21 protein-coding genes are annotated in these 22292 nt (G+C 67.8%); 6 read left to right on the forward strand and 15 right to left on the reverse strand.

Annotated features, from left to right (window positions below):
• Nucleotides 1-4: 4 nt before the first annotated feature.
• The 5 genes from ABL312_RS08270 to ABL312_RS08290 all read right to left on the reverse strand — a co-directional run bounded on the left by ABL312_RS08270 (nt 5) and on the right by ABL312_RS08290 (nt 5389).
• On the reverse strand, nt 5-1360 hold the full coding sequence (locus ABL312_RS08270; protein ID WP_349360910.1) for an aspartate aminotransferase family protein: 1356 nt from the start codon (nt 1358-1360) through the stop codon (nt 5-7).
• Nucleotides 1360-2388, reverse strand: a complete 1029-nt coding sequence (locus ABL312_RS08275; RefSeq protein WP_349360911.1) for an ABC transporter ATP-binding protein — start codon at nt 2386-2388, stop codon at nt 1360-1362. The genes ABL312_RS08270 and ABL312_RS08275 overlap by 1 nt, the downstream gene beginning before the upstream one ends.
• Nucleotides 2389-2539: 151 nt before the next feature.
• Nucleotides 2540-3679, reverse strand: coding sequence for an extracellular solute-binding protein (locus tag ABL312_RS08280; RefSeq protein ID WP_349360912.1), 1140 nt, complete (start codon nt 3677-3679; stop codon nt 2540-2542).
• Between the two features lie 58 nt (nt 3680-3737).
• Complete coding sequence (locus ABL312_RS08285) at nt 3738-4523, reverse strand: ABC transporter permease (protein ID WP_349360913.1); 786 nt, start codon at nt 4521-4523, stop codon at nt 3738-3740.
• A complete protein-coding gene (locus ABL312_RS08290) occupies nt 4523-5389 on the reverse strand; it encodes an ABC transporter permease (RefSeq protein WP_349360914.1) in 867 nt (288 codons plus the stop codon). Before ABL312_RS08290 ends, ABL312_RS08285 begins: the two co-directional genes overlap by 1 nt.
• A 94-nt stretch (nt 5390-5483) precedes the next feature.
• On the opposite strand from ABL312_RS08290, the gene ABL312_RS08295 reads away from it, so the two are divergent.
• Nucleotides 5484-6452, forward strand: a complete 969-nt coding sequence (locus tag ABL312_RS08295; protein ID WP_349360915.1) for a LysR family transcriptional regulator — start codon at nt 5484-5486, stop codon at nt 6450-6452.
• 36 nt (nt 6453-6488) lie between these two features.
• On the opposite strand, the gene ABL312_RS08300 is transcribed toward ABL312_RS08295, so the two are convergent.
• The 7 genes from ABL312_RS08300 to paaN form a co-directional block, all read right to left on the reverse strand.
• Nucleotides 6489-7466, reverse strand: coding sequence for an ornithine cyclodeaminase family protein (locus tag ABL312_RS08300; RefSeq protein WP_349360916.1), 978 nt, complete (start codon nt 7464-7466; stop codon nt 6489-6491).
• A 143-nt stretch (nt 7467-7609) separates the two neighbouring features.
• On the reverse strand, nt 7610-8335 hold the full coding sequence (locus ABL312_RS08305; RefSeq protein WP_374730188.1) for an ABC transporter ATP-binding protein: 726 nt from the start codon (nt 8333-8335) through the stop codon (nt 7610-7612).
• On the reverse strand, nt 8322-9110 hold the full coding sequence (locus ABL312_RS08310) for an ABC transporter ATP-binding protein (RefSeq protein ID WP_349360918.1): 789 nt from the start codon (nt 9108-9110) through the stop codon (nt 8322-8324). Before ABL312_RS08310 ends, ABL312_RS08305 begins: the two co-directional genes overlap by 14 nt.
• Entirely contained in the window at nt 9107-10051 is a 945-nt protein-coding gene (locus ABL312_RS08315; protein ID WP_349361372.1) for a branched-chain amino acid ABC transporter permease, read from the reverse strand. The genes ABL312_RS08310 and ABL312_RS08315 overlap by 4 nt, the downstream gene beginning before the upstream one ends.
• 2 nt (nt 10052-10053) lie before the next feature.
• Nucleotides 10054-10926 carry a branched-chain amino acid ABC transporter permease gene (locus tag ABL312_RS08320; RefSeq protein WP_349360919.1) on the reverse strand — a complete coding sequence of 291 codons (873 nt, stop codon included), beginning with the start codon at nt 10924-10926 and terminating at the stop codon, nt 10054-10056.
• Between the two features lie 211 nt (nt 10927-11137).
• Nucleotides 11138-12292: an ABC transporter substrate-binding protein gene (locus ABL312_RS08325; RefSeq protein WP_374730189.1), complete on the reverse strand. Its 1155-nt coding sequence runs from the start codon at nt 12290-12292 to the stop codon at nt 11138-11140.
• Nucleotides 12293-12347: 55 nt separating this feature from the next.
• A complete protein-coding gene (gene paaN, locus ABL312_RS08330; RefSeq protein ID WP_349360920.1) occupies nt 12348-14009 on the reverse strand; it encodes a phenylacetic acid degradation protein PaaN in 1662 nt (553 codons plus the stop codon).
• A 447-nt stretch (nt 14010-14456) separates the two neighbouring features.
• Between paaN and paaG the strand changes: the two genes are divergently transcribed.
• From paaG to ABL312_RS08350, 4 genes are all read left to right on the forward strand, one after another.
• Nucleotides 14457-15296 carry a 2-(1,2-epoxy-1,2-dihydrophenyl)acetyl-CoA isomerase PaaG gene (gene paaG / locus ABL312_RS08335; RefSeq protein WP_349360921.1) on the forward strand — a complete coding sequence of 280 codons (840 nt, stop codon included), beginning with the start codon at nt 14457-14459 and terminating at the stop codon, nt 15294-15296.
• The gene (gene paaI / locus ABL312_RS08340) at nt 15293-15754 is read left to right on the forward strand and encodes a hydroxyphenylacetyl-CoA thioesterase PaaI (protein ID WP_349360922.1); all 462 of its coding nucleotides are present in this window, start codon (nt 15293-15295) and stop codon (nt 15752-15754) included. The genes paaG and paaI overlap by 4 nt, the downstream gene beginning before the upstream one ends.
• A gap of 148 nt (nt 15755-15902) precedes the next feature.
• Nucleotides 15903-17213: a phenylacetate--CoA ligase PaaK gene (gene paaK, locus ABL312_RS08345; RefSeq protein ID WP_349360923.1), complete on the forward strand. Its 1311-nt coding sequence runs from the start codon at nt 15903-15905 to the stop codon at nt 17211-17213.
• 165 nt (nt 17214-17378) lie between these two features.
• Nucleotides 17379-17978, forward strand: coding sequence for a TetR/AcrR family transcriptional regulator (locus tag ABL312_RS08350; RefSeq protein ID WP_349360924.1), 600 nt, complete (start codon nt 17379-17381; stop codon nt 17976-17978).
• A gap of 171 nt (nt 17979-18149) precedes the next feature.
• Here the strand turns inward: ABL312_RS08350 and ABL312_RS08355 are convergent, their stop codons facing one another.
• The 3 genes from ABL312_RS08355 to ABL312_RS08365 all read right to left on the reverse strand — a co-directional run bounded on the left by ABL312_RS08355 (nt 18150) and on the right by ABL312_RS08365 (nt 20577).
• Nucleotides 18150-18563 (reverse strand): type II toxin-antitoxin system death-on-curing family toxin, encoded by a 414-nt coding sequence (locus ABL312_RS08355; RefSeq protein WP_349360925.1) that lies wholly within the window; start codon nt 18561-18563, stop codon nt 18150-18152.
• A 105-nt stretch (nt 18564-18668) separates the two neighbouring features.
• The gene (locus ABL312_RS08360; RefSeq protein WP_349360926.1) at nt 18669-18812 is read right to left on the reverse strand and encodes a hypothetical protein; all 144 of its coding nucleotides are present in this window, start codon (nt 18810-18812) and stop codon (nt 18669-18671) included.
• 322 nt (nt 18813-19134) lie between these two features.
• On the reverse strand, nt 19135-20577 hold the full coding sequence (locus tag ABL312_RS08365; RefSeq protein WP_349360927.1) for a diguanylate cyclase domain-containing protein: 1443 nt from the start codon (nt 20575-20577) through the stop codon (nt 19135-19137).
• A 153-nt stretch (nt 20578-20730) separates the two neighbouring features.
• On the opposite strand from ABL312_RS08365, the gene ABL312_RS08370 reads away from it, so the two are divergent.
• Nucleotides 20731-22125: an FAD-dependent oxidoreductase gene (locus ABL312_RS08370; RefSeq protein ID WP_349360928.1), complete on the forward strand. Its 1395-nt coding sequence runs from the start codon at nt 20731-20733 to the stop codon at nt 22123-22125.
• Nucleotides 22126-22292: the final 167 nt, after the last annotated feature.

Raw genomic sequence — 22292 nt, forward strand, 5'->3', positions numbered from 1 at the left:
TTCCTCAGGCGGCGTCGGTGAGATGGGGGGCTGCCTCGGCGCAGAAGCGCTCCAGCGCGCGCGTGAGCGGCGTCATGATCTCCTCCACCTGCGCCTCGGTGGTGATCATCGGCGGACAGACGAGGAAATGATCGCCCGCATAGCCGCCGCGCGTGCGCCGCGAATAGATGATCAGCCCTTCCTCATAGGCGTATTCCACCAGCCGGTCGAAGGCGTTGAGCGCACGGGGAAGCGGCGTCATCGTCTTGCGGTCGGCGACCAGCTCGAAGGCGAGCAGCAGCCCCTCGCCGCGCACGTCGCCAACGAGCGGAAAGCGCTGCATGAGATCGTTCAAGCGGCCCCTCAGAACCGCGCCCACGCGTGCCGCATTGGCGATCAGCCCCTCCGTCTCGATTTCCTCCAGCACCGCGAGCCCGGCGGCGCAGGCAAGCGGATTGCCGGCATAGGTGAAGCCGTGCAGAAAGCCGCCTGCGTCGAGCACCGGTTCCACCAGCCGCTCATGCGCCACCATCGCGCCAAGCGGCACATAGCCCGCGCCAAAGCCCTTGGAGATCACCAGGATGTCCGGCGCGACGCCATAGAGATCGCCGCCGAGGAAGGCCCCCGTCCGGCCGCCGCCGCACATCACCTCGTCATGGATCAGCAGCACGCCGTAGCGGTCGCAGATCTCGCGGATGCGCGGCAGATAACCGGCCGGCGACGGCAGCGCCCCGGTCGAGGCCCCGCCGACCGGCTCGACGATGAAGGCGAGCACCGTGTCGGGCCCCTCCTCCAGGATCCTGGCCTCCAGCATGTCCGCGTAGTGACGGCCGGTTTCGGGATCGTCGGGATCGAGCCCGTCGAGATAGGCGCGCGGCGCCGGGATCTTCGGCATCGGCCGCATCATCGGATCGAAGGGCGCGGAAAGCGGCGCATAGCCGGTGAGCGCCAGTGCCCCCAGCGTGCCGCCGTGATAGCTCGGCTGGCGCGAGATCACCTTGGTGCGACTCGCCTCGCCGACGGCGAGCGCATATTGGCGCGCGAGCTTGATCGCGCTTTCCACCGCCTCCGAGCCGCCGGAGACGAAGAACACCCGCTCCAGCCCCTCCGGCGCGAGCCCGGCGGTCTTGCGCGCAAGGTTTTCCGCCGGTTCGGTCTCGAAGTGCAGCCGGTAGCCGAAGGTCGACTTCTCCATCTGCCGGCGCATCGCCTCCAGCACCCGCGGGTTGGAATGGCCGATGTTGCAGACCATCGCCCCCGACGATCCGTCGAGATAGCGCTTGCCGTCGACGTCCCACATGTAAATGCCGCGCGCCCGGTCCAGCTGCGGCCGCCGCCGGCGGCTCTGGTAGAACAGATGGCTTTTCGTCTCGCTCGACATCACGCGCTCTCCGCCAGAATGGTGCAGTCCCCCGGGCGCACCTGAACCCGAACCGCAGCACCCTCGGCATGCGGGTGACCGTCGATCATGTTGATGGCCTGAAGCTGCCGCTCGCCGATGCGCACGAAATAGCGCGCGGCGAGCCCCTGGTAATCGACGGTCTCCACGACGCCGGGAACGGACACCGTGTCGGCGCCGCCGCTCTCGGGTCCGGTCGGGTCCTGCAGCTGCAGCTTCTCGGCCCGGATCACCAGCTTCGCCGGGCCCGGCCCCGTGACGTGCGGCCCGCGCGCCTTCGGCAGGACGAGCTTGCCGAAGGCCGGGCTTTCCAGCGCCACCGTGTCCGCGTCCACGCCGAAACATTCCGCCTCGAGGATATTGGAGGCGCCGAGAAAGCGGGCGACGAATTCGCTCGCCGGCGTGGTGTAGACCTCTTCCGGCGCGCCGATCTGCTCCACCCGGCCGTTGCTCATGACCACGATCCGATCCGACAGCGCCAGCGCCTCGGCCTGGTCGTGGGTGACGAAAACGGTCGTGATGCCGATCTGATGCTGGATGCGCTTGAGTTCGACCCGCATGTCCTCGCGCAGATTGGCGTCGAGCGCGGACAAGGGCTCGTCGAGCAGGAGCACATCGGGCTCGATGACGATGGCGCGGGCGAGCGCGATGCGCTGCTGCTGCCCGCCCGAAAGCTGACCGGGATAGCGCGCGCCAACGTCCGGCAGCTGCACCAGGTCGAGCGCGCGCCTGACGCGCTCCTCGCGCTCCGCCGGGCTCACGCCGCGAAATTTCAGCCCGAAGGCGACATTCTCGGCGATCGTCTTGTGCGGAAACAGCGCGTAGTTCTGGAACACCAGCCCGAGATTGCGCTTGTGAATCGGCACGTCGTTGATGCGCCGCCCCGCGATCTCGATGTCGCCGGAACTCGGGTCGAGCAGCCCGGCGATCATGCGCAAGGTGGTCGTCTTGCCGCAGCCCGAGGGACCCAGCAGGCTGACGAAGGCGCCATCCGGAATCTGCAGCGACATCGGGTGGACCGCGGTGAACGATCCGAAGCGCTTGACGATATTTGAGAGGGTTACGGCGCCCACGGGCGGCCTCCATCGGACATGGGAGTTCAGTCAGGAAAAGTCCGGGACGACCGGCCGCGCGCATGCACGCGGCCGGCCTGTGTCCGGCTCAGTAGCCCTTCTGGATGCGGCCGAACATCTTCGACCACTCCTGCTCGTTGCCGTTCCAGTAGACCGGGTCGGCGAAGGTGAGCCCGTCGAGCTTGCCGGTGGGATCGAAGGCCGGCAGCGTCGGGATCTTGGCGCCGAGATCGACCTTGGTCGGATCGAGCGCGGGCGGGTAGTTCTGACCTTCCGCCACCGCGATGGAGGTCTCCGGCGCCAGCATGAAGTTGAGAAGCTCCTCGCAGGCCTCCATCGGCGAGCCCTTGATCACGAACAGGCATTCCTGCCAGCCGAAGCCGTTGGGCGGATCCATGTAGCCGATGTCGTGGCCCTGCTCCTGCAGCGCGTAGACGCGGCCCGACCAGGCCTCGGTGACGTAGATCTCCTCTTCCGCAAGCAGGCTCATCAGCTCCGCGCCGGAACTCCAGTACTTCAGCAGCCCGTCGCGGTGGGTGCGCAGCACCTCCCAGATGGCATCCATGTCGGTCGCGCCGTTGGGGTCCTGGTCCGTCTGGAGCGAGGCGTACCAGATGCGCGTGCGCCAATCGGCCCAGCCGCCGATCTTGCCCTTGAAGCGCTCGTCGAGAAGGATGCGCGCGCCCTTTTCCTTCACCTCCTCGTCGGAGATGTGCTTGCGATTGTAGGCAAGGCCCGTGGTGCCATAATCGTAGGGCACGCAGGACAGCGTCCCGTCCGTCACCTTGCGGAACACGTCGACCAGCTTCGGGATGACGTATTGCAGGTTGGGGATGTTGTCCTCGTTGAGCGTCGTGGTGAGGCCGAGCCCGTGGTAGCGGGCGTAGTCGAAGACGCCGGAGAGATGCGCGATGTTGTATTCGCCCGGCTGGCTCGCCTTGACCCGCGACAGATATTCGTCGCCGCCGCCGAAGGTGCCGTCGACCACGTTGATGCCGGTCTTCTGGGTGTAGGGGTCGAAGGCGTGCTGGCGGAAGGCTTCCGACACGACGCCGCCCCAGCCGTCGAAACGCACCTGCTCCGTCGCCGCCAGCGCGCCGCGGGCAAAGGGCGTGTGCAGGCCGTAGGCGAGACCGGCCGCGCCGATCAGGCCGAGAAACGTGCGCCGGTCGAGATCGCCGTTGCGATAGCGGTCGCGCAGTCGCTCGTAGCGCTTGGTGTTGTCCATGGTGAAATCCCCTCTCTGGATGGTGTCTTGATCTTGGTTTTGTCAGTCTGGCGCGGTTCTAGCCGCCGCGCTGAAGGGCGAGCCGCCGGGCCAGCGCGATGCCGAGCAGCGGCAGGCCGGCGGTCAGGAAGATCATCACCGTGCCGAGCGCGTTGATCTCCGGCGAGATGGAGTTGCGCAGCATGGCGAAGATCTGGGTCGGCACGGTCTCCACGCCGCCCGGCTTCCAGAACAGCGTGCCTGTGATGTCGTCGAAGCTGATGGTGAAGGCGAAGAGCATGCCGGCGAAGACGGCCGGCGCCAGCAGCGGCAGCGTGATCTGGAAGAAGGTCTGCACCGGGCTCGCGCCGAGGCTCATCGCCGCCTCCTCCACGTCGCGACGGATGCCGACGAGGCGTGCCTGCACCACGAGAATGACGAAGGGCAGCGTGAAGATGACATGGCCGGCGAGCAGCAGGCCGAAGCTCTTGTTGATCGACAGCGCGTTGAGGAACAAGAGCAGCGCGACCGCCAGCACCACCTCCGGCACCAGGATCGGCGCGATCAGCAGCGTGGAGATGGCGTTGCGCCCCGGCACGCGGTAGCGCACCAGCGCCAGGCTCGCCAGCACGCCGATGGTGGTCGAGATCACCGCCGTCAGCGCGCCGAGCACGATGGAGGTGCGAAAGGCCCGCAGGATCGCCTCGTTCTGCGCAAGCTCCCCGAACCAGCGCAGCGACACGCCCGTCATCGGAAAGCTGCCGAACTGGCTTGCGTTGAAGCTCAGCAGCACGACCACCGCGATCGGCAGGAACATGAACAGATAGACAAGCGCGGTCCAGCCGCGCAGCAGCGTCCAGCCCATCAGCTCAGGCCTTTCATCAATTGTCCCATGCCGAGGAAATGGTTGTAGAGCAGCACCAGCGCGCCGAGCACGGCGAGCAGCATCAGCGACAGCGCGGAGCCGAGCGGCCAGTCGAGCTGGGTGATGATCGCCTCGAAGACGAGGTTGGCGAACATGGCGTCGGTCGGACCGCCGAGCACGATCGGCGTGATGTAGGTCCCGGCGGCGAGCACGAAAGCGAGCAGCCCGCCGGCGGCGAGCCCCGGCAGCGACAGCGGCAGCGTCACCTCCAGAAAGGTGCGCCAGCGCGTCGCGCCAAGCGAGCAGGCCGCATCCTCCAGCGTGGTGTCGATGCCCTCCAGGCTCACGTAGATGTTGAGGATCATGAAGGGCAGCAGGAAATGCACCAGCCCGAGGATCACGCTCGCCTCGTTGTAGAGCATGCGGATCGGCTCATCGGTGATGCCGAGCGTCATCAGGAGCGAATTGACCGCGCCCGAGGCGCCCAGAATGTTGATCCACGACATCGTGCGGATGATGTAGCTGATCCAGAAGGGCAGCATGAGCAGCAGCAGAAGCAGCGCCTTGTTGCCGCGCGAGCGCGCGATCACATAGGCCGCCGGATAGCCCATCACGGCGCAGACGGCGGTGGTGATCGCCGCGATCTTCAGCGTGTTGAGCAGGATGTCGCGATAGAAGGCATCGCTCAGCGCCTCGCGCCAGTTGTCGAGGTAGAAGCCGACCTGATCGGCCCCCGTCGCCGTGCGCAGCCAGAACGAATAGACGACGATGAAGCACAGCGGCACGATGAGCAGCAGCAGCACCGACACGAGTGCCGGCGACAGCAGAATGAACGGCTGTCGCGCCTCGCGCGCCTCGACCGTCATGGCAAACCCCCTCCCGTTCTGATTGCGCAAAGGGTCGCACCGCGCTAGTCATTGTTCAAATAGATAATTGCAATCTTCAATATAGAGATCGTCTATGGATCTGCGTCCCGCCCCGCCACCGCCCGAGCGGCTGGCCCGCAACCTCGACTGGAACCTGCTGCGGACCTTTCTGGTGCTGGCGGAGGCGCGCAGCATCACCGATGCCGCCGACCGGCTCGGCCTCAAGCAGCCCACCGTTTCGGCCGCGCTCAAGCGGCTGGAAACCCATCTCGGCAAGCGGCTGATCGAACGCGGTCCGGGCCGCTTTGAACTGACGGCCGCCGGCAAGCTGCTGCAGCGCGAGGCGATCGACATCCACGGCTCGGTGCTGCGTCTCGGCACGCTGATCCGCGACGTGTCGGACGAGGTGCGCGGCCATGTGCGCATCGCCATGGCGAGCCATGTGGTGTGTCCGGTCTTCGACGCAGCCCTTGCCGCGTTCCACAGCGCGCACCCGCACGCAACGCTGTCGGTGGATGTGGCCGCCAGCAAGGACGGGCTCGCGGCCGTTCTGGGCCGGCGCGCGTCGCTCGGCGTCTGCCTGGTGCACGACAAGAGCCCGCGGCTGGAGTACCGCCGGCTTTATCGCGAGTTCTTCGGCCTGTTCTGCGGCCCCGGCCATCCGCTGTTCGGCAAGACCGGGCTGACCAAGGCCGATCTCGTCGGCCTGCCGTCGGTGAGTTTCGTCACCGACCGGATGAGCGACGCGCTGCGCCCGGTCACCCTGATGCGCGCCGAGGCACGGCTGGAGGACCGGGTGGTCGGCACCTCGGCGCATCTGGAGGAAGTGCGGCGGATGATCATCGCGGGGCTCGGCATCGGCCCCCTGCCCGTTCACGTGGTCCGCCGCGACATCGAGGACGGACTGCTGTGGCAGCTTCCGCCCTACGATCAGGTGCCGGCCATCGACGTGCACGTGGTGTGGAACCCGAAGGCGGCGATGAACCGGGCCGAATCCGCGCTGCTGGAGGAACTGCTCGCGCGCATCGAGGCGACACCGATCGAGGAGCGCACCTACCTGTGACGCGCGCCCCCGGCCGGTGTCCTGAGCCTTGAAGCGCTACACCATCGGCGCGCGCGGCCGTGCCCGTTCGGCGGCCGCCGCGGTCTCATAGGCGAGGATCGCCGCAGCGAGATCCTCCAGCGCCGCGCCCACCGACTTGAACAGCGTGATGTCGGAGGCCTCGCGCAGCACCGGTGTGGCCGCGCGCGTCAGATCGTAGAGATCGCCCTCCACGTCGTCGGCCGACAGCGCGCCGGAGGCGAGCGCCTGCACGATGTCGCCGCCTTCCTTCAGCGCGCCGTCGCGCGTGTCGACGAAGACGCGGGCGCGGGCGACGGCCGCATCGTCGGTCTCGCGCATGCTCGGCTTGAACGCCCCGACCAGATCGACATGGCAGCCCTCGGGCAGCCACTCGCCCAGGATCAGCGGCGTTTCGGAGAGTGTTGCGGCGGAGACGATATCCGCCTCGCGCACCGCGCTCTCCAGATCGTCGGCGGCCTGCGTGAAGATCCCGAGCGTGTCGGAAATCTCGCCGGCGACCGCGCGCGCCTTCTCCGCGTCGCGCCCCCAGACCGTGATCCGCGACAGCGGCCGCACGGTCGCATGAGCGGCCGCCAGGTTCGCGGCAAGCCGCCCGGTTCCGACGATGACGAGATGGCGGGCGTCGGCGCGCGCCAGATAGTCGGCGGCCAGCGCCGAGGCCGCGGCCGTGCGCCGCGCCGTCAGCTCGCCGCCGTCGACCAGCGCCTTGAGTTCACCCGTTCCGGCGTCGGAGAGCATGTAGCTCGCCATGACGGCGGGCAGCCCGCGCGTGCCGTTGCCCGGCACGACGGTGGCGAGCTTCACCCCGAGGTATTTGCCTGGCACCCAGGCCGGCATCAGGAGCAGCGTGCCGTCGGCCTCGCCCGGCACCGCGAAGTCGTGATGATGGCGTACGGGCATCTCGCAGCCGTCGCGGAACATGGCGCGCAGTGCCTCGACCAGCGCGCGCCAATCGAGCGCCGCGCGGGTCGCCTGCGGATCGAGTTGCAGCATGGTGTCCTCCCCCTCGGACCGTTGACCAACACGTCCCGCACATCGGCCGCCGGGTTCGGCGGCACCCGATTCGCGGGGACGGAATTGCGCGCGATGATGACGGTGCGGTCCGGTCGGGTCCAGAGGGGCGCGAGGCCGATGTGCTACACGCCGAGATAGGCCTCGCGCACGCGGTCGTCGGCGAGCAGGTCCTTTCCCGCCCCGCTCATCGCGATCTCGCCGGTCTCGATCACATAGCCGCGATCCGCAATGGACAGCGCGGCAAAGGCGTTCTGCTCGACCAGGAAGATCGTCACGTCATCGGCATCGCGCAGCCGCGCGACGATCTCGAACACCTGATCCACCAGCACCGGCGCCAGACCCATGGAGGGCTCGTCGAGCAGGAGCAGCTTCGGCCGGCTCATCAGCGCGCGGCCGATGGCGAGCATCTGCTGCTGGCCGCCCGAAAGCCCGCCGGCGGGATTGCGCCGGCGTTCCTTGAGCACGGGGAAGAGCTCGTAGACGCGCGCAAGATCCTCGGCGATCTCCTTGTCCTTGCGCAGATAGGCGCCGAGGCGGAGATTGTCCTCGATGGCGAGCGGCGCGAAAATCTGCCGCCCCTCGGGCACCTGCGCGATCCCGGAGCGCACCCGCGCGTGCGGGCTTGCGCGCGTGATGTCCGCGCCTTCAAAGGAGATGGCGCCCGCCGTCACCGGCTGCACGCCCGACAGGGCGCGCAGCAGCGTGGTCTTGCCCGCGCCGTTGCCGCCGACGAGCGCGACGATCTCGCGCGGCGCCACCTCGACGTCGATCCCGTGCAGCGCCTCGATCCGGCCATAGGCGGACTTGAGACCCGACACGGACAGAAGGGAAGCTTCAGTTGAGGGCAAGGGTCGCCTCCCGCGTTCCATGCGTTCCAAGATAGGCTTCGATCACCTTTGGGTTGGTGCGGATCTCCGCGCCCGGCCCTTCGGCGAGCACCCGACCCTGATCGAGCACCAGCACCCGGTCGGAAATGCGCATGACGAGCTTCATGTCATGCTCGACCAGCACCACGGCGACGCCGTCATCGGCGATCTTGCGGATGAGGACCTCGATCTCCTCCGTCTCGACCGGGTTGCAGCCGGCCGCCGGCTCGTCGAGCAGCACGACCTTGGGCTCGGCGGCAAGCGCGCGGGCGATTTCCAGCCGCTTCAGCGCGCCATAGGGCATGGAGGCGGCCGGCGTGTCGGCATAATCGGCAAGCCCGACGCGGGCGAGCAGATCGTCGGCGATCCTCTCGCTCTCGCGGTTCTGGCGCAGGGTGGAGGGCAGCGCGAAGAGATGGGCGAACAGCCCGCGGCTTTCCTTGAGGTGACGCCCGACCATGACGTTCTCCCGCGCCGTCATGCGGAAGAACACCTGAAGGTTCTGGAAGGTGCGCGACAGCCCGCGCTCGGCGAGCCGGTTGGGCTCGAGCGCGGTGACCTCCGCTCCGTCGAGCAGCACCCGACCGCCCTTCGGCGTGTAAACGCCCGACACAAGGTTGAACAGCGTGGTCTTGCCCGCCCCGTTGGGGCCGATGATGGAGAAGACCTCGCCGGTCCCGGCGGAAAACGACACATTGTCCACCGCCCGCACGCCGCCGAAGGAGATCCCGATCTCCGCGACCTGAAGAATGCTCATGAGCGCCTCCGGGAAAAGAGTGCGGCCAGGCTCGGCACGATGCCCGAGCGCAACACGATCATGATGACCATCATCATCAGACCGAGCAGCAGGTGCTCGTATTCGTGGAAGGCGGTCAGCACCTGCGGCAGCACGATGAGGATCGCGGCCCCCACGATGGAGCCCAGCACGGAGCCCATGCCGCCGAGCACGACCATGGTCACCAGCTCGATGGAGTGCATGAAGTCGGCCGTCTCCGGCGTGATGAAGCCGTTGACCAGCGCCAGCGCGGAGCCGGCGACCGAGGCATAGACGGCGGAGATGACGAAGACCTTCACCTTGTAGCGGGCGACGTCGATGCCGGCGACGCGCGCGGCAACTTCCGAATCGTGCAGCGCCCGGAGCGCGCGGCCCGTGGGGCTCGCGACGAGGTTGACGGCGATCCACGCGCCGACCACCAGCAGACCGCCGGTGATCCAGTACCAGGTGTCGGCGCCGCGCGCGCGCCAGCCGAACAGCGTCAGCCGCGACACCGGCATGCCGTCGGGACCGCCGGTGAGCCAGGCCTCGTTGGAGATCGCCATGGCGATCAGGATGCCGAAGCCGAGCGTCGCCACGGCGAGGTAATGCCCCTTGAGCTTGAGGATCGGGCGGCCGACCAGAAAGGCGATGCCGCCGCAGATCGCCGCGCCCGCGACCACCGCCAGCAGGGGATGCAGGCCGAATTGCGCCGGCAGGACGGCGACCGCATAGGCCCCGAGCCCGAAGAAGCCCGCGTGACCGAGGCTCACCTGACCGGCGAAGCCCATCAGCAGGTTGAGCCCGATCACGGCAAGCGCGGAGATCCACACGAGCGCCGCGACGCGCAGGTAGAAGCTCGAAGGCAGCACGAAGGAGAGCGCCACGACGAGCAGCGCGACGCCGGCGGGCACGGCGAGACGATGGGACAGGAGACGGCTCATCATCACACGCGCTCCACGCTGGCCTTGCCGAACAGACCGCCCGGCAGGACGAAGAGAACGCCGAGAATGACGATGAAGGCGATCGCATCCTTGTAGGTGGACGAGATATAGCCCGCGCCCAGCGCCTCCAGAAGGCCGACGGCCAGCCCGCCGACGATGGCGCCGAGCGGATTGCCCATGCCGCCGAGCATGGCCGCCGCGAAGCCCTTGAGCGCGAGCAGCGTGCCGATGTCGTAGCTGGTCAGGGTGATCGGCGTGACGAGGATGCCCGCCACCGCGCCGATGCCGGCCGAGACGACGAAGGAAAAGCCGACGACGAAGGAGGTGTTGATGCCCACCAGCCGCGCGGCGAGCCGGTTGGCGGCGGTCGCCAGCACCGCCTTGCCGAGCAGCGTGCGGTTGAAGAAGGCCCACAGGGCAAGCACGATCACGCCCGCGCCCGCCAGCACCCAGAAGCTCTGCGGCAGGATCGCCGCGCCGCCGAAGCGCACCGGCTCGTCGCCGGAAAAGGCGGGCAGCGAATGGAACTGCTTGTCGAACACCACCTGGGCGAGCCCGCGCAGGAAGATCGAGGCGCCGATGGTGATGATGATCAGCGTCACGGCGGAGGCTCCGCGCGCCGGCTCGATGGCGAAGCGGTGCAGCGCGAGCCCGATGGCCATCGCCGCGACGATGGCGAGCAGCGCGGCCAGCGGCAGGGCGATCCCCGCCGCCGTCAGGAACACGGTGGCCATGCCGCCGATCATGACGAATTCGCCCTGCGCGAAATTCACCACGTCGGAGGCGTTGTAGATGATGGTGAAACCGAGCGCGACCAGCGCGTAGACCGCGCCGACGGTCAGTCCGGAGACACAGAATTGCAAGAGTTCTGGCATGGGCTCCGCCGCAACGTCGTCCACGGGCGGGCCCCACGGACCCGCGCGCGTGAAAGGGATGGATTGAACGCGTCCTCAAGGGCCCTGCCCGCGTGGCGGAGATCGCCTGCCGAGGCAGCGACCGCACCTGCGGGGACCGGCGGTCCGCCGCCGGCCGGTGGGGCCGCCCCCGCGCCGGCCCTAAACCGCCGCGGGGGCTCCGTCGGGAGACTTATTCGACGATCGTCCAGTCGCCGTTCTTGATCTCGAGCATCCGGAAGGCCGTCAGGTCGAGGCCGAGATGATCGTCGGCGGACATGTTGACGACACCGGCGGTGCCCATGAAGCCGGCGGTCTTCTCGATCTCGTCGCGGATCGCGGACGGGTCTTCCGAGCCGGCGCGCTCCATCGCCTCGACCAGAATCATCAGCCCGTCGTAGGCGTGCCCGCCGAAGGTCGAGACCGGCTGGCCGGTGGCTTCCTCATAGGCGGTCTTGTAGTCGACCACGACCTGCTTCTGGGGATCGTCGTCGGGCAGCTTGTCGGCGACGAGCAGCGCGGACGCGGGCAGGCGCACGCCTTCGGCAGCGTCGCCGGCCAGATCGATGAACGACTTGGACGCCACGCCATGGCTCTGGTAGAGCGGCACGTCGAAGCCGAGCTGCTGGAAGTTGCGGGTGACGATGGCCGGACCCTGCCCGAAGCCGGGATTGATCACCGCCTGAAGCCCCTCGGCCGCCTTGATGTTGGTCAGCTGCGGGGTCATGTCGGAATCCTTGGGGCCGTAGGTCTCGTCGGCGACGATCTCGATCCCGAAGTCGCCAACCACGTCGAGACACTGGTCGCGCATCGACTTGCCGAAGCCGCCGGTGCCCGAGATCATGCCGACCTTCGAGATGCCGCGCGCCTGCATGTCGGTGAAGATCTTCTGGCACGCCATGCGGTCGGTGTGCGGCGTCTTGAAGACATACTCCTTGACCGGATCGATGATGACGACCGCGCCGGCCAGCGAGATGAAGGGAATGCCGGCGTCCTCGAAGACCGGCACCATCGCCATCGTCGTTCCGGTGGTCGATCCGCCCACCATCGCCACGATGCCGTCGTCCTCCACGAGGCGGGTGGCGAAGGTGCGCGCCTTGTTGGCGTTGCCGCCGTCGTCATAGAGCACCAACTCGAGCTGCTTGCCGTTGACGCCGCCGGCCTCGTTGATCCTCTCGACGTAGAGTTCCAGCGTCTTCGCCTCGGGATCGCCGAGGAAGGACGCCGGACCGGTCACCGCGAGCGACGCGCCGATCTTGATCGTGTCCTCCGCCATCGCGCTGGTGGCGAAGAGCGCCGCGCCCGCCATGAGCGCGGCTCTCCCAAAGCGTTTCATGAAGTCAGTCATTGATTTCCTCCCAGGTTTTTCAAAAAGTTCCGGCCTCACGTCCGCCGCAGGGGCGTCACGCCGCGGCCGGCCGGCGCACCGTCGCAACGCGGAAGCGATTGGCGACGAACGCGCTGTCGCACAGACAGGCGTTGCCGGCCGGGTTCGCTCCGGTCACGTGGTAGTCGGAGAAGGCGGCGTTCTGATTGACGAACACACCGCCGGTCAGATTGACCGACAGGCCGACGCCGGCCTCGGCGAAGGCATCTGCCGCCTTGTCGATCACGGCCTCGTCGGTCGCATAGAGCGCCGCCGTGATCGCGCCCCGCGTCTTCGCCGACGTCGCCGCACGGGCGATGGCGTCCTCCACGCCGTCCGTGGCGATGACGAAGCTGATCGGACCGAAGCGCTCCTCCAGATAGGCCGCCTCGTCCTTGGCATCGACGGCGAGCATCAGCGGCGTCGCGCTGCGCGCCCCGTCCATGCCCTCGACCGCCGCGCTGTCGCGCACGACCCTGCCGAGCGTCCGACAGGTCGCGATGCGCTCCATCGTCGCCGGATTCTGGACCGCGCCCAGCACGCCCGCGGCGCGCTGCGGATCGCCGAGCAGCTTGTCCATGGCGATCTTGATGGCCTCCGCCACCTCGTCGAAGGACTTGTGCCCCTCGTCGGTCTCGATGCCGTCGCGCGGCACATAGACGTTCTGCGGCGCCGTGCACATCTGCCCGGAATAGAGCGACAGCGAGAAGGCGATGTTGCCGGCCATGCCCTTGAGCGAATCCGTGCCGGTCACGACGATGGAGTTGACGCCCGCTTCCTCCGTGTAGACGAGCTTGTCCCTGGCGTTCTCCCGAACCCACTGGCCGAAGGCCGGCGAACCGGTGAAATCGACGATGGCAACGCCCGGGTGCGTGACCAGCTCCTTGGTGATCGGCGCGTCCGCATCGTCGGCGGCAAGCAGCAGCACGTTCGGATCGAAGCCCGCCTCGGCCAGCACCTCGCGACCGATCCGGACAGTCAGCGCCAGCGGCAGGATCGCGCCCGGATGCGGCTTGACGATCACCGCGTTGCCCGTCGCAAGGCTCGCGAACAGACCCGGATAGGTGTTCCACGTCGGGAAGGTCGCGCAGCCGATGGTGAGCGCAACGCCGCGCGGGATGATGCGGAAGCGCTTGTCGAGGACGATCGGATCCTTCGGCCCCTGCGGCTTTTCCCAGCGCACGGTCGCCGGCACGCGGTGCATCTCGTCAAAGGCATAGGCCACCGCCTCCAGCCCCCGGTCCTGCGCATGCGGGCCGCCGGCCTGGAACGCCATCATGAAGGCCTGACCGGAGGTGTGCATCACGGCGTTGGCGAAGAGGAAGCTCTGCGCGTTGATGCGCGCCAGGATCTCCAGGCACACGCCGACGCGCTCCTCCGGCGTCGCGGCACCCCAGCCCGCCATCGCGGATGTGCCCGCCTCGACCAGCATGTCGGGCGTTGCCTGCGGATAGGAAATGGCGAGATCGAGACCATAGGGGCTGACCTCGTGGCCGACGCGCCCGCCGGTGGTCGGCTGATCGAGGTCGAAGGGCTTGCCGATCAGCGCCTGAAACGCGGCCTCGCCGTCCGCCTTGGCGGTCTCGCCGTAGATCTTGCCCGACGGCATTTCCGGATAGGCCGACCAGAAACCGCGCGCGCGGATTGCCGCGACCGCCTTGTCGAGCGTGTCCTTGTGCCTGTCGAAAAAGCCGGCCATGCCTGTCTCCCTTGTCCGCGCCTGTCACTGGCGCGCTGTTCGTATCCGCGCGCACTTGCGGCGCGCTGTTCGGGTCCGTGCGCCTGTCGTCGGCGCGCGTCCCTCGCGGTTCTTGCCCGGCGTTCGTGCCGTTTCCGGCCTCGCCTGCGCCACGGCTTCCCGGCGATCGCAAGCGGTCTGCCGCCCTCGACCCCCGGTTCGTTTCTTTGCGCCGCCCCTGATTGACAGCGCCCGATTGACGATCATAATAATTAACCGACCGGTTGGTCAGTCAAGTGAAAAATCGCATTGGACGACGGAACGGCCCCATACTTTCCCTCAGGCAACCGGCCCTCAGCCAACCGGGAGCGCCAACGCGTGTGGTGCGAGGGATCGGGCGGCGCCTGTCGGCACTGCGAGCGGACAATGCGGACGAAAAATGCGGGCAACAGACGCAGGGAGGTTCAGTTGACCCAGGACAAGACGGAAGCGCCGGTGACGACCGCGCGCGAGGGCGGCGTGCTGATCGTGACGCTGAACCGGCCGGACAAGCTCAATTCGTTCAACGAGGCGATGCACGCGGAGCTGCGCGCCGCGCTCGACATCGCCGAGAACGATCCGGATGTGCGCGCGCTCCTGCTCACCGGCGCCGGGCGCGGCTTCTGCGCCGGTCAGGATCTCGGCGACCGGGTCTTTTCCGACGATGCGGGTCCGCCCGATCTCACCCGGACCATCGAGGCGAACTACAATCCGCTGATCCGCCGGATGAAGGCGCTGCCCAAGCCCATCGTCTGCGCGGTGAACGGGGTTGCCGCCGGCGCCGGCGCCAACATCGCGCTCGCCTGCGACATCGTGCTGGCCGCCAAGAGCGCCAAGTTCATCCAGGCCTTCGCCAAGATCGGGCTGGTGCCCGATTCGGGCGGCACCTGGACGCTGCCGCAGCTCGTCGGCCTTGCCCGCGCCAAGGCGCTTGCCCTGCTCGCGACCCCGGTTCCGGCCGAACAGGCGGAAAGCTGGGGCATGATCTGGAAGGCGGTCGACGACGCCGCGCTGATGGACGAGGCCCTGAAGCTTACCCGCGAGCTTGCCGAAGCGCCCACCTTCGGCCTCGGCCTGATCAAGCAGGCGATGGAGGCGGCGACCGACAACACGCTCGATGCGCAGCTCGATCTGGAACGCGACCTGCAGGGCCGCGCGGGCCGCTCGCCGGATTACCGGGAAGGCGTTTCGGCCTTCCTCGCCAAGCGCGCGCCCGTCTTCACGGGCCGTCCGCCGGAGGGCGAGGACGCGGCGGGAGAAAACGCATGAGCGCGCCCGTGACGGCCGAGGGGCTGAGCAAGGAGGCGCTCGCGCGCGCCTGCGCCGACGCCATGTGGGCCGATGACAAGGCGAGCCAGGGCCTCGGCATGGAGATCGTCGAGGTCGGCCCCGGGCGGGCCGTGCTGGCGATGACCGTGCGCGAAGACATGGTGAACGGCCACGGCATCTGTCATGGCGGCTTCGTCTTTTCCCTCGCCGACAGCGCCTTCGCCTTCGCCTGCAACAGCCACAACCAGGCGACCGTCGCGAGCCATTGCGCGGTCTCCTACCTGAAGCCCGGCCGGCTCGGCGAGCGGTTGACGGCAACGGCCCAGGAGCGCTGGCGCGAGGGCCGCTCCGGCATCACCGACGTCACCGTGACCAACCCGGCCGGCGAGGTGATCGCCGAGTTTCGCGGCAACTCGCGCACCATTCGCGGCACGCTGATACCCGAAACCGCGGAGTGACCGGGCGACGCACGCGTCGCCTCTATCCCGCGACCGGACCGGGAGGCCGGTCGCCCGTTTCTTCGCAGGACCGCTCCGGTCCCGCACGGCACTCAATATATGGCCCTGCCCCGCCAAGACCGGCAGGCGCCCGTTCTGGGAGGAACTCATGCTCGACCTCGCCCCCAAGCCCGGCGATCTGGACCCCATCGAGACCGCCTCGCGCGACGAGATCGCGGCACTTCAGCTGGAGCGGCTGAAGTGGTCGCTGCGCCACGCCTATGACAACGTCGCGCACTACCGCCGGAGCTTCGACGAGGCCGGCGTGCACCCGGACGATCTGAAAACGCTGGCGGATCTGGCGAAGTTCCCCTTCACGGCCAAGCAGACGCTGCGCGACAATTATCCCTTCGGGATGTACGCGGTGCCGCGTGAGCAGGTGGTGCGCGTGCACGCCTCCTCCGGCACGACCGGCAAGCCCACCGTCGTCGGCTACACCAGGAAGGACATCAAGACCTGGTCGACCATCGTCGCCCGCTCGCTGCGCGCGTCGGGCGCGCGTCCCGGCATGATCTGCCACGTCGCCTATGGCTACGGGCTCTTCACCGGCGGGCTCGGCGCGCATTACGGCGCGGAGGAACTGGGGCTGACCGTGGTGCCGATCTCCGGCGGCATGACCGAGCGCCAGGTGACGCTGATGGAGGACTTCAGGCCGGACGTCATCATGGTGACGCCCTCCTACATGCTGGCGATCCTCGACGAGTACAAGGCGCGCGGCCTCGATCCGCGCAAGTCCTCGCTGAAGCTCGGCGTGTTCGGCGCCGAGCCCTGGACCAACGCCATGCGCGAGGAGATCGAGGAGGCTTTCGACATGCACGCCGTCGACATCTACGGCCTGTCGGAGGTCATGGGCCCGGGTGTCGCCAACGAATGCGTGGAAACCAAGGACGGCCTGCACATCTGGGAGGACCACTTCTATCCCGAGATCATCGACCCGCAGACCGGCGAGGTGCTGCCGGACGGCGAAATCGGCGAACTGGTCTTCACCTCGCTCACCAAGGAAGCGATGCCGGTCATCCGCTACCGCACCCGCGATCTGACGCGCCTGCTGCCGGGCACGGCGCGCACCATGCGCCGCATGGAAAAGGTCACCGGCCGCTCCGACGACATGATGATCGTGCGCGGCGTCAACGTCTTCCCGACGCAGATCGAGGAACAGCTTTTCCGCGTCGAGGGCCTGTCGCCGCACTATCAGGTGGAACTCACCCGCTCGGGGCGCATGGACGAGATGACCGTCCATGTGGAAGCGCTGGAGTCCCACGCCGACGACGCGCATCGCGCCTCGGCGGCCGCCGAATTGCGCGCCCACCTGAAGAACGTGATCGGGGTCAGCGCGCGCATTCACGTCGGCGATCCGCACACGCTGGAACGCTCCGCCGGCAAGGCGAAGCGCGTGGTCGACAACCGGCCGAAGGACTGACGCGCCCGCCCGACGCCGGCATGTGACGTCGGGAAAAAACCGGAAAACCGGTTTTCGCCGACCGCCCGGCCGGTTAAAAGGGCCGCCGACCGGCGTCGCCGGACTGCCGACATCTCGCCGGGGCGCGGCGCCCGCGCCCCGGCCCCACACTGCATGGAGACGACCATGGCGCGGCCGCGCGCGGACGATTACGACGAGAAGCGCAAGGCGATCCTGAAGACCTCGGCGCGGCTCTTTGCCGAGCACGGCTTCGACCGCGCCTCGATGAACCAGATCGCGCAGGGGTGCGGCGTCTCCAAGGCGCTGCTCTACCATTATTACGCCAACAAGGACGCGCTGCTGTTCGACATCATCCGCGATCACCTGGACGAGCTGATCGAGGCGGTGGAGGACGCGGGCGCCCCGGACATGCGCGGCGAGGACAGGCTGCGCGCCTATGTGGCCGCGCTGCTCGAGGCCTATCGCGACGCCAACGCCGAACACAAGATCCAGATCAACGAGATGAAGCGCCTGCCCGAGGCCGAGCAGGAGGAGCTGAAGGCGCGCGAACGCGTGCTGGTACGCCACTTCGCCGGCGCCCTGCAGGAAGCCGTTCCGGCGTTGGCGAACGGATCACATTTGTTGAAACCCGTCACCATGAGCCTCTTCGGCATGGTGAACTGGCACTACCTGTGGTTCCGCGAGGGCGGTCCCGTCAGCCGCGAGGCCTACGCCGACATCGCCACGCGCCTGATCCTCGACGGCGCGCGCAATCTGGCGGGGTGATGCGGGCTCACCGGGTGTCTCGGATCTCCCATTTGCACGCGGCGCGTACAGGTGGCCGAGAGAACCCTGAGGGCAACACGTCGGGTCTTGCCTTTGCAGGTAGGGTTCAAGACTGCCCGCGACTGATCCTGTGACCCGGGAACTCCGGTTCCATGATGCCGAGCTGATGTGTCAGACGGCGTCTTCCGGCGCGAGTTCAACGCAGCGGGCGAGTTCCCGCGCCAGATCGACCGTATCGATGTCGTCGCGCACCAAAGCTTCGATCTGCCCGGCGTAGAATTCGGGATAGGGCTCTATCAGCACCAGATCGTTGATGCGCAGGAACGCGACCATTGCGTGAAACGCCAGACGCTTGTTGCCATCGATCAGGACATGCCCTTTTGCGATGCCATAGGCATAGCGCGCGGCGAGAACGGTCAGGTCATCCTCGCCGTAGGTGAACATGTTGCGCGGGGCGTCGAGGGCGCTTTCCAGCGTTCCCTGCTTGTTGGCCACAAGGATAATCTGGTGCGCGGGCGATCCGATCTGGATCCGCTTGCAGAGAACCTCGATGTCACCGATCGAGAGCCATTCAGGCTCCAGCATGCCTAGAGCAATTTCAGCAAAAGTTGGAGACTTTTGCGCTCGCGAAATTGCGCAAATACAGAAACGTAGAGCATTTCGAGTGATTCAGCATTCACGAGAAATGCTCTAGTCTCCGAGACGCTTGATGGTCTCGGCAAATCGAACGCTGGTATCCTCGGCGATCTCTTCCATCGACGGTCGACGATGACCGCCCTTCTGCTTGCGCAGGGCGGCCTCGCGAGCGCTGATCTTCGGATCGGTCGTGGACACGGACGTATCGTTCGCCGAAGCACTTTTCATCAGAGTCATTGAGCCGGCCCTCAGTTTCGCCTGTTGCACCCATCGGCGATGTCTTCAAACAGTGCTTTCACCGCAATCCACAGACGACAGTCAAGATGTTCGTCCAACAGAGGAATTGCAACGACTTTCCGCAACAAAACGCTTGGTCATGCTTCCGACGATACGATCGGATTTGGGTGAAATCATGCGTTCAGTGCGAGAATCACGTTGAGTCTGGAGATAGAGGGACTCGGTCGCCGAATCCAACGATCACCCTTGCCGAACCGCTCCCATTTCCGCGGCGAGTCCCCGCTCACGCCGCGCGGGCCTCACGCGCCAGAAACGCCCGCCCCCTCCCCGCTTCCTTGGCGCGGTAGAGCGCTTCGTCGGCGCTGCGGATGATGGTCTTGGCGGTGCGCGCGTCGTCCGGCCACCAGGCAACGCCGATGCTCGCGCCGACGCGCGCCGTTCCGCCCTCGAAGGCGATCTCGCGGCCGACGCTCTCGATGATTGAATCGCACAGGAGCATCACGCTGTCGCGGTCGAGATCGCTGCGCAGCAGCAGGATGAACTCGTCGCCACCGATGCGCGCGACCAGCCCGCGCGGCCCCACGCAGGCGGAAATCCGCTCCGCGACCGTGCGAATGACCGCATCGCCCGCCGGATGTCCATGGGTGTCGTTCACCGCCTTGAAGCGGTCGAGATCGAGGCACAGCACGGCGCAGCGGGCGTGATCGCCGGCCTCGGCGATCGCCTCCAGTTCCCGATCGAAGCGCAGGCGGTTGGCCAGCCCCGTCAGCGCATCATGATAGGCGAGAAAGCGGTTGCGCGCCTCGCTTTCCTCCACGCGGGCCACGCTTTGCGCATAGCGGATGCCGACGAGCGCCAGTGCGGCCGCCCCCGCCAGAAGCACGGCGACGAGCACCGGCAGCGACCGCGCCCAGATGCCCTGCGAGGGACGCGTCGGCGTCCAGATGGCATCCAGCCGGTCGCGGGTCGCCCCCCTGCCGACGGCCAGCCGGTTGTCCCCCTCCAGCGCGGCCGAGGCCGGCGCGATGCGAAAGGCGCCGAGGCCGAGCTTTTCCCCGATTGCGATGAGCGTCCCCGCCTCGAGCGGCTTTACGGTCAGCAGCACCTGCGGCGGCCCGTCGGGCAGGGTCGCCGTGTCGTCGGGAACGACCGCCTGCGCCACGACCAGGGCGAGCCCGCCGTCGACCATGCGGAAATCATGCTCGTAAATCGGGATCTCCGAGCGCACCGGATGCTGCGGCAGATGATAGCCGCCATCCGTCGCCCGCCGGTGGCGCATGTAGTTCGCCCGCGCCGCGCCGATGAGATCCGACATTGCGAGGGCGAGCGCCCTGCCCTCGTGGGCCGCCAGGATCTCTTCCTCGAAGATCGTCACGCGCGGCGTTCCGTCCGGCGCGACGATCAGCGTGGTCTGAATGCCGAAGTCGGTCCATAGCCAGTCGGCGATCTCGCGCCGCACGAAGTCCCAGTCGATTCGGTCGGCGAGCGCGCGCACGGTCTCGTCCCAATGCGAGATCTGCGACTGGTCGTGCGCGAGCAGTTCCACCTGCCGGGCGATCTCGTTGCGCACCAGGTCGCGTTCGTCGGCGCCGCGCGCGGCATCGGCGATCCCGCCGGCCACCGCCAGCAGATAGGCGCCCGACAGCGCGAAGGCGACGAGCACCGCCGCGCAAATGAGATACACTCCCGCCGCGATGCGGCCGGCGGCGCCGGGGATGCTGCTCATGCGATGCTGCTCATGCGATGGTCGTCCGTCCGCCCTGCAAAGCCGTTGTCCGGCAACACGATAGGGACGAGACTTGAATCATCGGCTAAGCGACGTGGTTCCCGTTGCGTTAACGCGCGCGCGCCACACCCGCCGCTTCGGGAGACAGCCCGCATGACGCGAAGACGCAAGCCCCGCCCGAGCCGCCGCGCGTTTGTAGGCGGCAGCGCGGCGCTGGCCCTGACAGCGCCCCTGCTCACCCCCTCGGCATATGGGTCGGCGCGGGGGCAAACGCCGGCGGCCGATGTCGATGTCGTGGTGATCGGAGCGGGGCTCGCCGGCCTTGCCGCCGCGCGCCGTCTCGTCGATCTCGGCTACGAGGTGATCGTGCTGGAGGCGCGCGCGCGGATCGGCGGGCGCATTCACACGGACCGCTCACTCGGCGCGCCCTTCGAGGATGGCGCGGGCTGGATCCACGGCCCCGACGGCAATCCGCTGAGCGCGCTGGCCCGCAAAGCCGGAACACGGCCCTTCGTGACCGACGACGACAGTTTCGCCGTCCACGACCTCACGGGGCGCGCGGTGCCGCGCGCGGCGGTGTTCGCCGGACAGGACCGGCTCGCGCGCCTTGCGGAGCGCATCGACGCGACCGTCGACGCCGACCTCTCGCTTGCCGAGGCCATCGACCGGCTCGATCCGCAGGCACGCGCCGATCCGCTGCTCGCCTGGATGCTCTCGGCCTATACGGAGTTCGACACCGGCGGGCCGCTCGACCGGCTTTCCGCTTCCTGGTTCGACGAGGACGCGGCCTTTCCGGGCCGCGATGTGATCCTGCTCGACGGGTTCGACCGTATCCCCGCGCTGCTCGCCCGGGACCTCGACATTCGGCTCTCTCACGAGGTCACAGCGGTGGCATACGAGGACGGCGACGGCGCGCGGGTTCACGCCGGCGGCAAGACGTTCGACGCCGCCTTCGTCGTCTGCACCGCGCCGCTCGGCGTCCTGCAAGCGAGCGCAATCCGCTTCGACCCGCCGCTGCCGCACGAGCGGACGGCAGCTCTCGCACGCCTCGGCATGGGCAATGTCACCAAGATCGGACTGCGGTTCGAGCGGGCCCATTGGCCGGAGGACGTGCAGTATTTCGGCCAGATGTCCGCGCAGATGAGCCGCTGGCCCTATTTCCTGAACTACCGGACGTTTTCGCCGGTGAACGCCCTGCTCGGCGTGAGTGTCGGCGCGGCGGCGGCCGAGATCGAACGCCTGGACGATTCGGCAATCGTCGATGATGCCATGGCGGCGGTGCGGCGCATGTTCGGCCCGAAGGTGCCCGATCCGGTCGCACACCGCATCACCCGCTGGTCGCGAGATCCCTTCGCGCGCGGCGCCTATTCCTTCGCGGCGGTCGGTGCGCAACCGCACGACTTCAACACGCTCGCGGAGCCCATTGAAAAGACTCTGCTCCTTGCCGGCGAACACACGACGTTTCGCCATCACGGCACGGCGCACGGGGCCTACCTGAGCGGCCTGGAGGCCGCCCGGATCATCGATGACGAATTGTGGGAGGGGTGAGCGCGGCGTGCGGGGCTGCGTGCTGAGGAACGCCGACGAACGATTTTCTGCACTCGGAATCCGCCCCACGGAAGACACCCCGGCCAAGCGCCGGCGCGAGCGGGGCTCATTGGCACCCGTATCGGTGGAAAGTATCCCCGGGCAAGCGGCATACACCGGCGCGCCCT

This window comes from Stappia sp., assembly GCF_040110915.1.
Classification (GTDB): Bacteria; Pseudomonadota; Alphaproteobacteria; order Rhizobiales; family Stappiaceae; genus Stappia.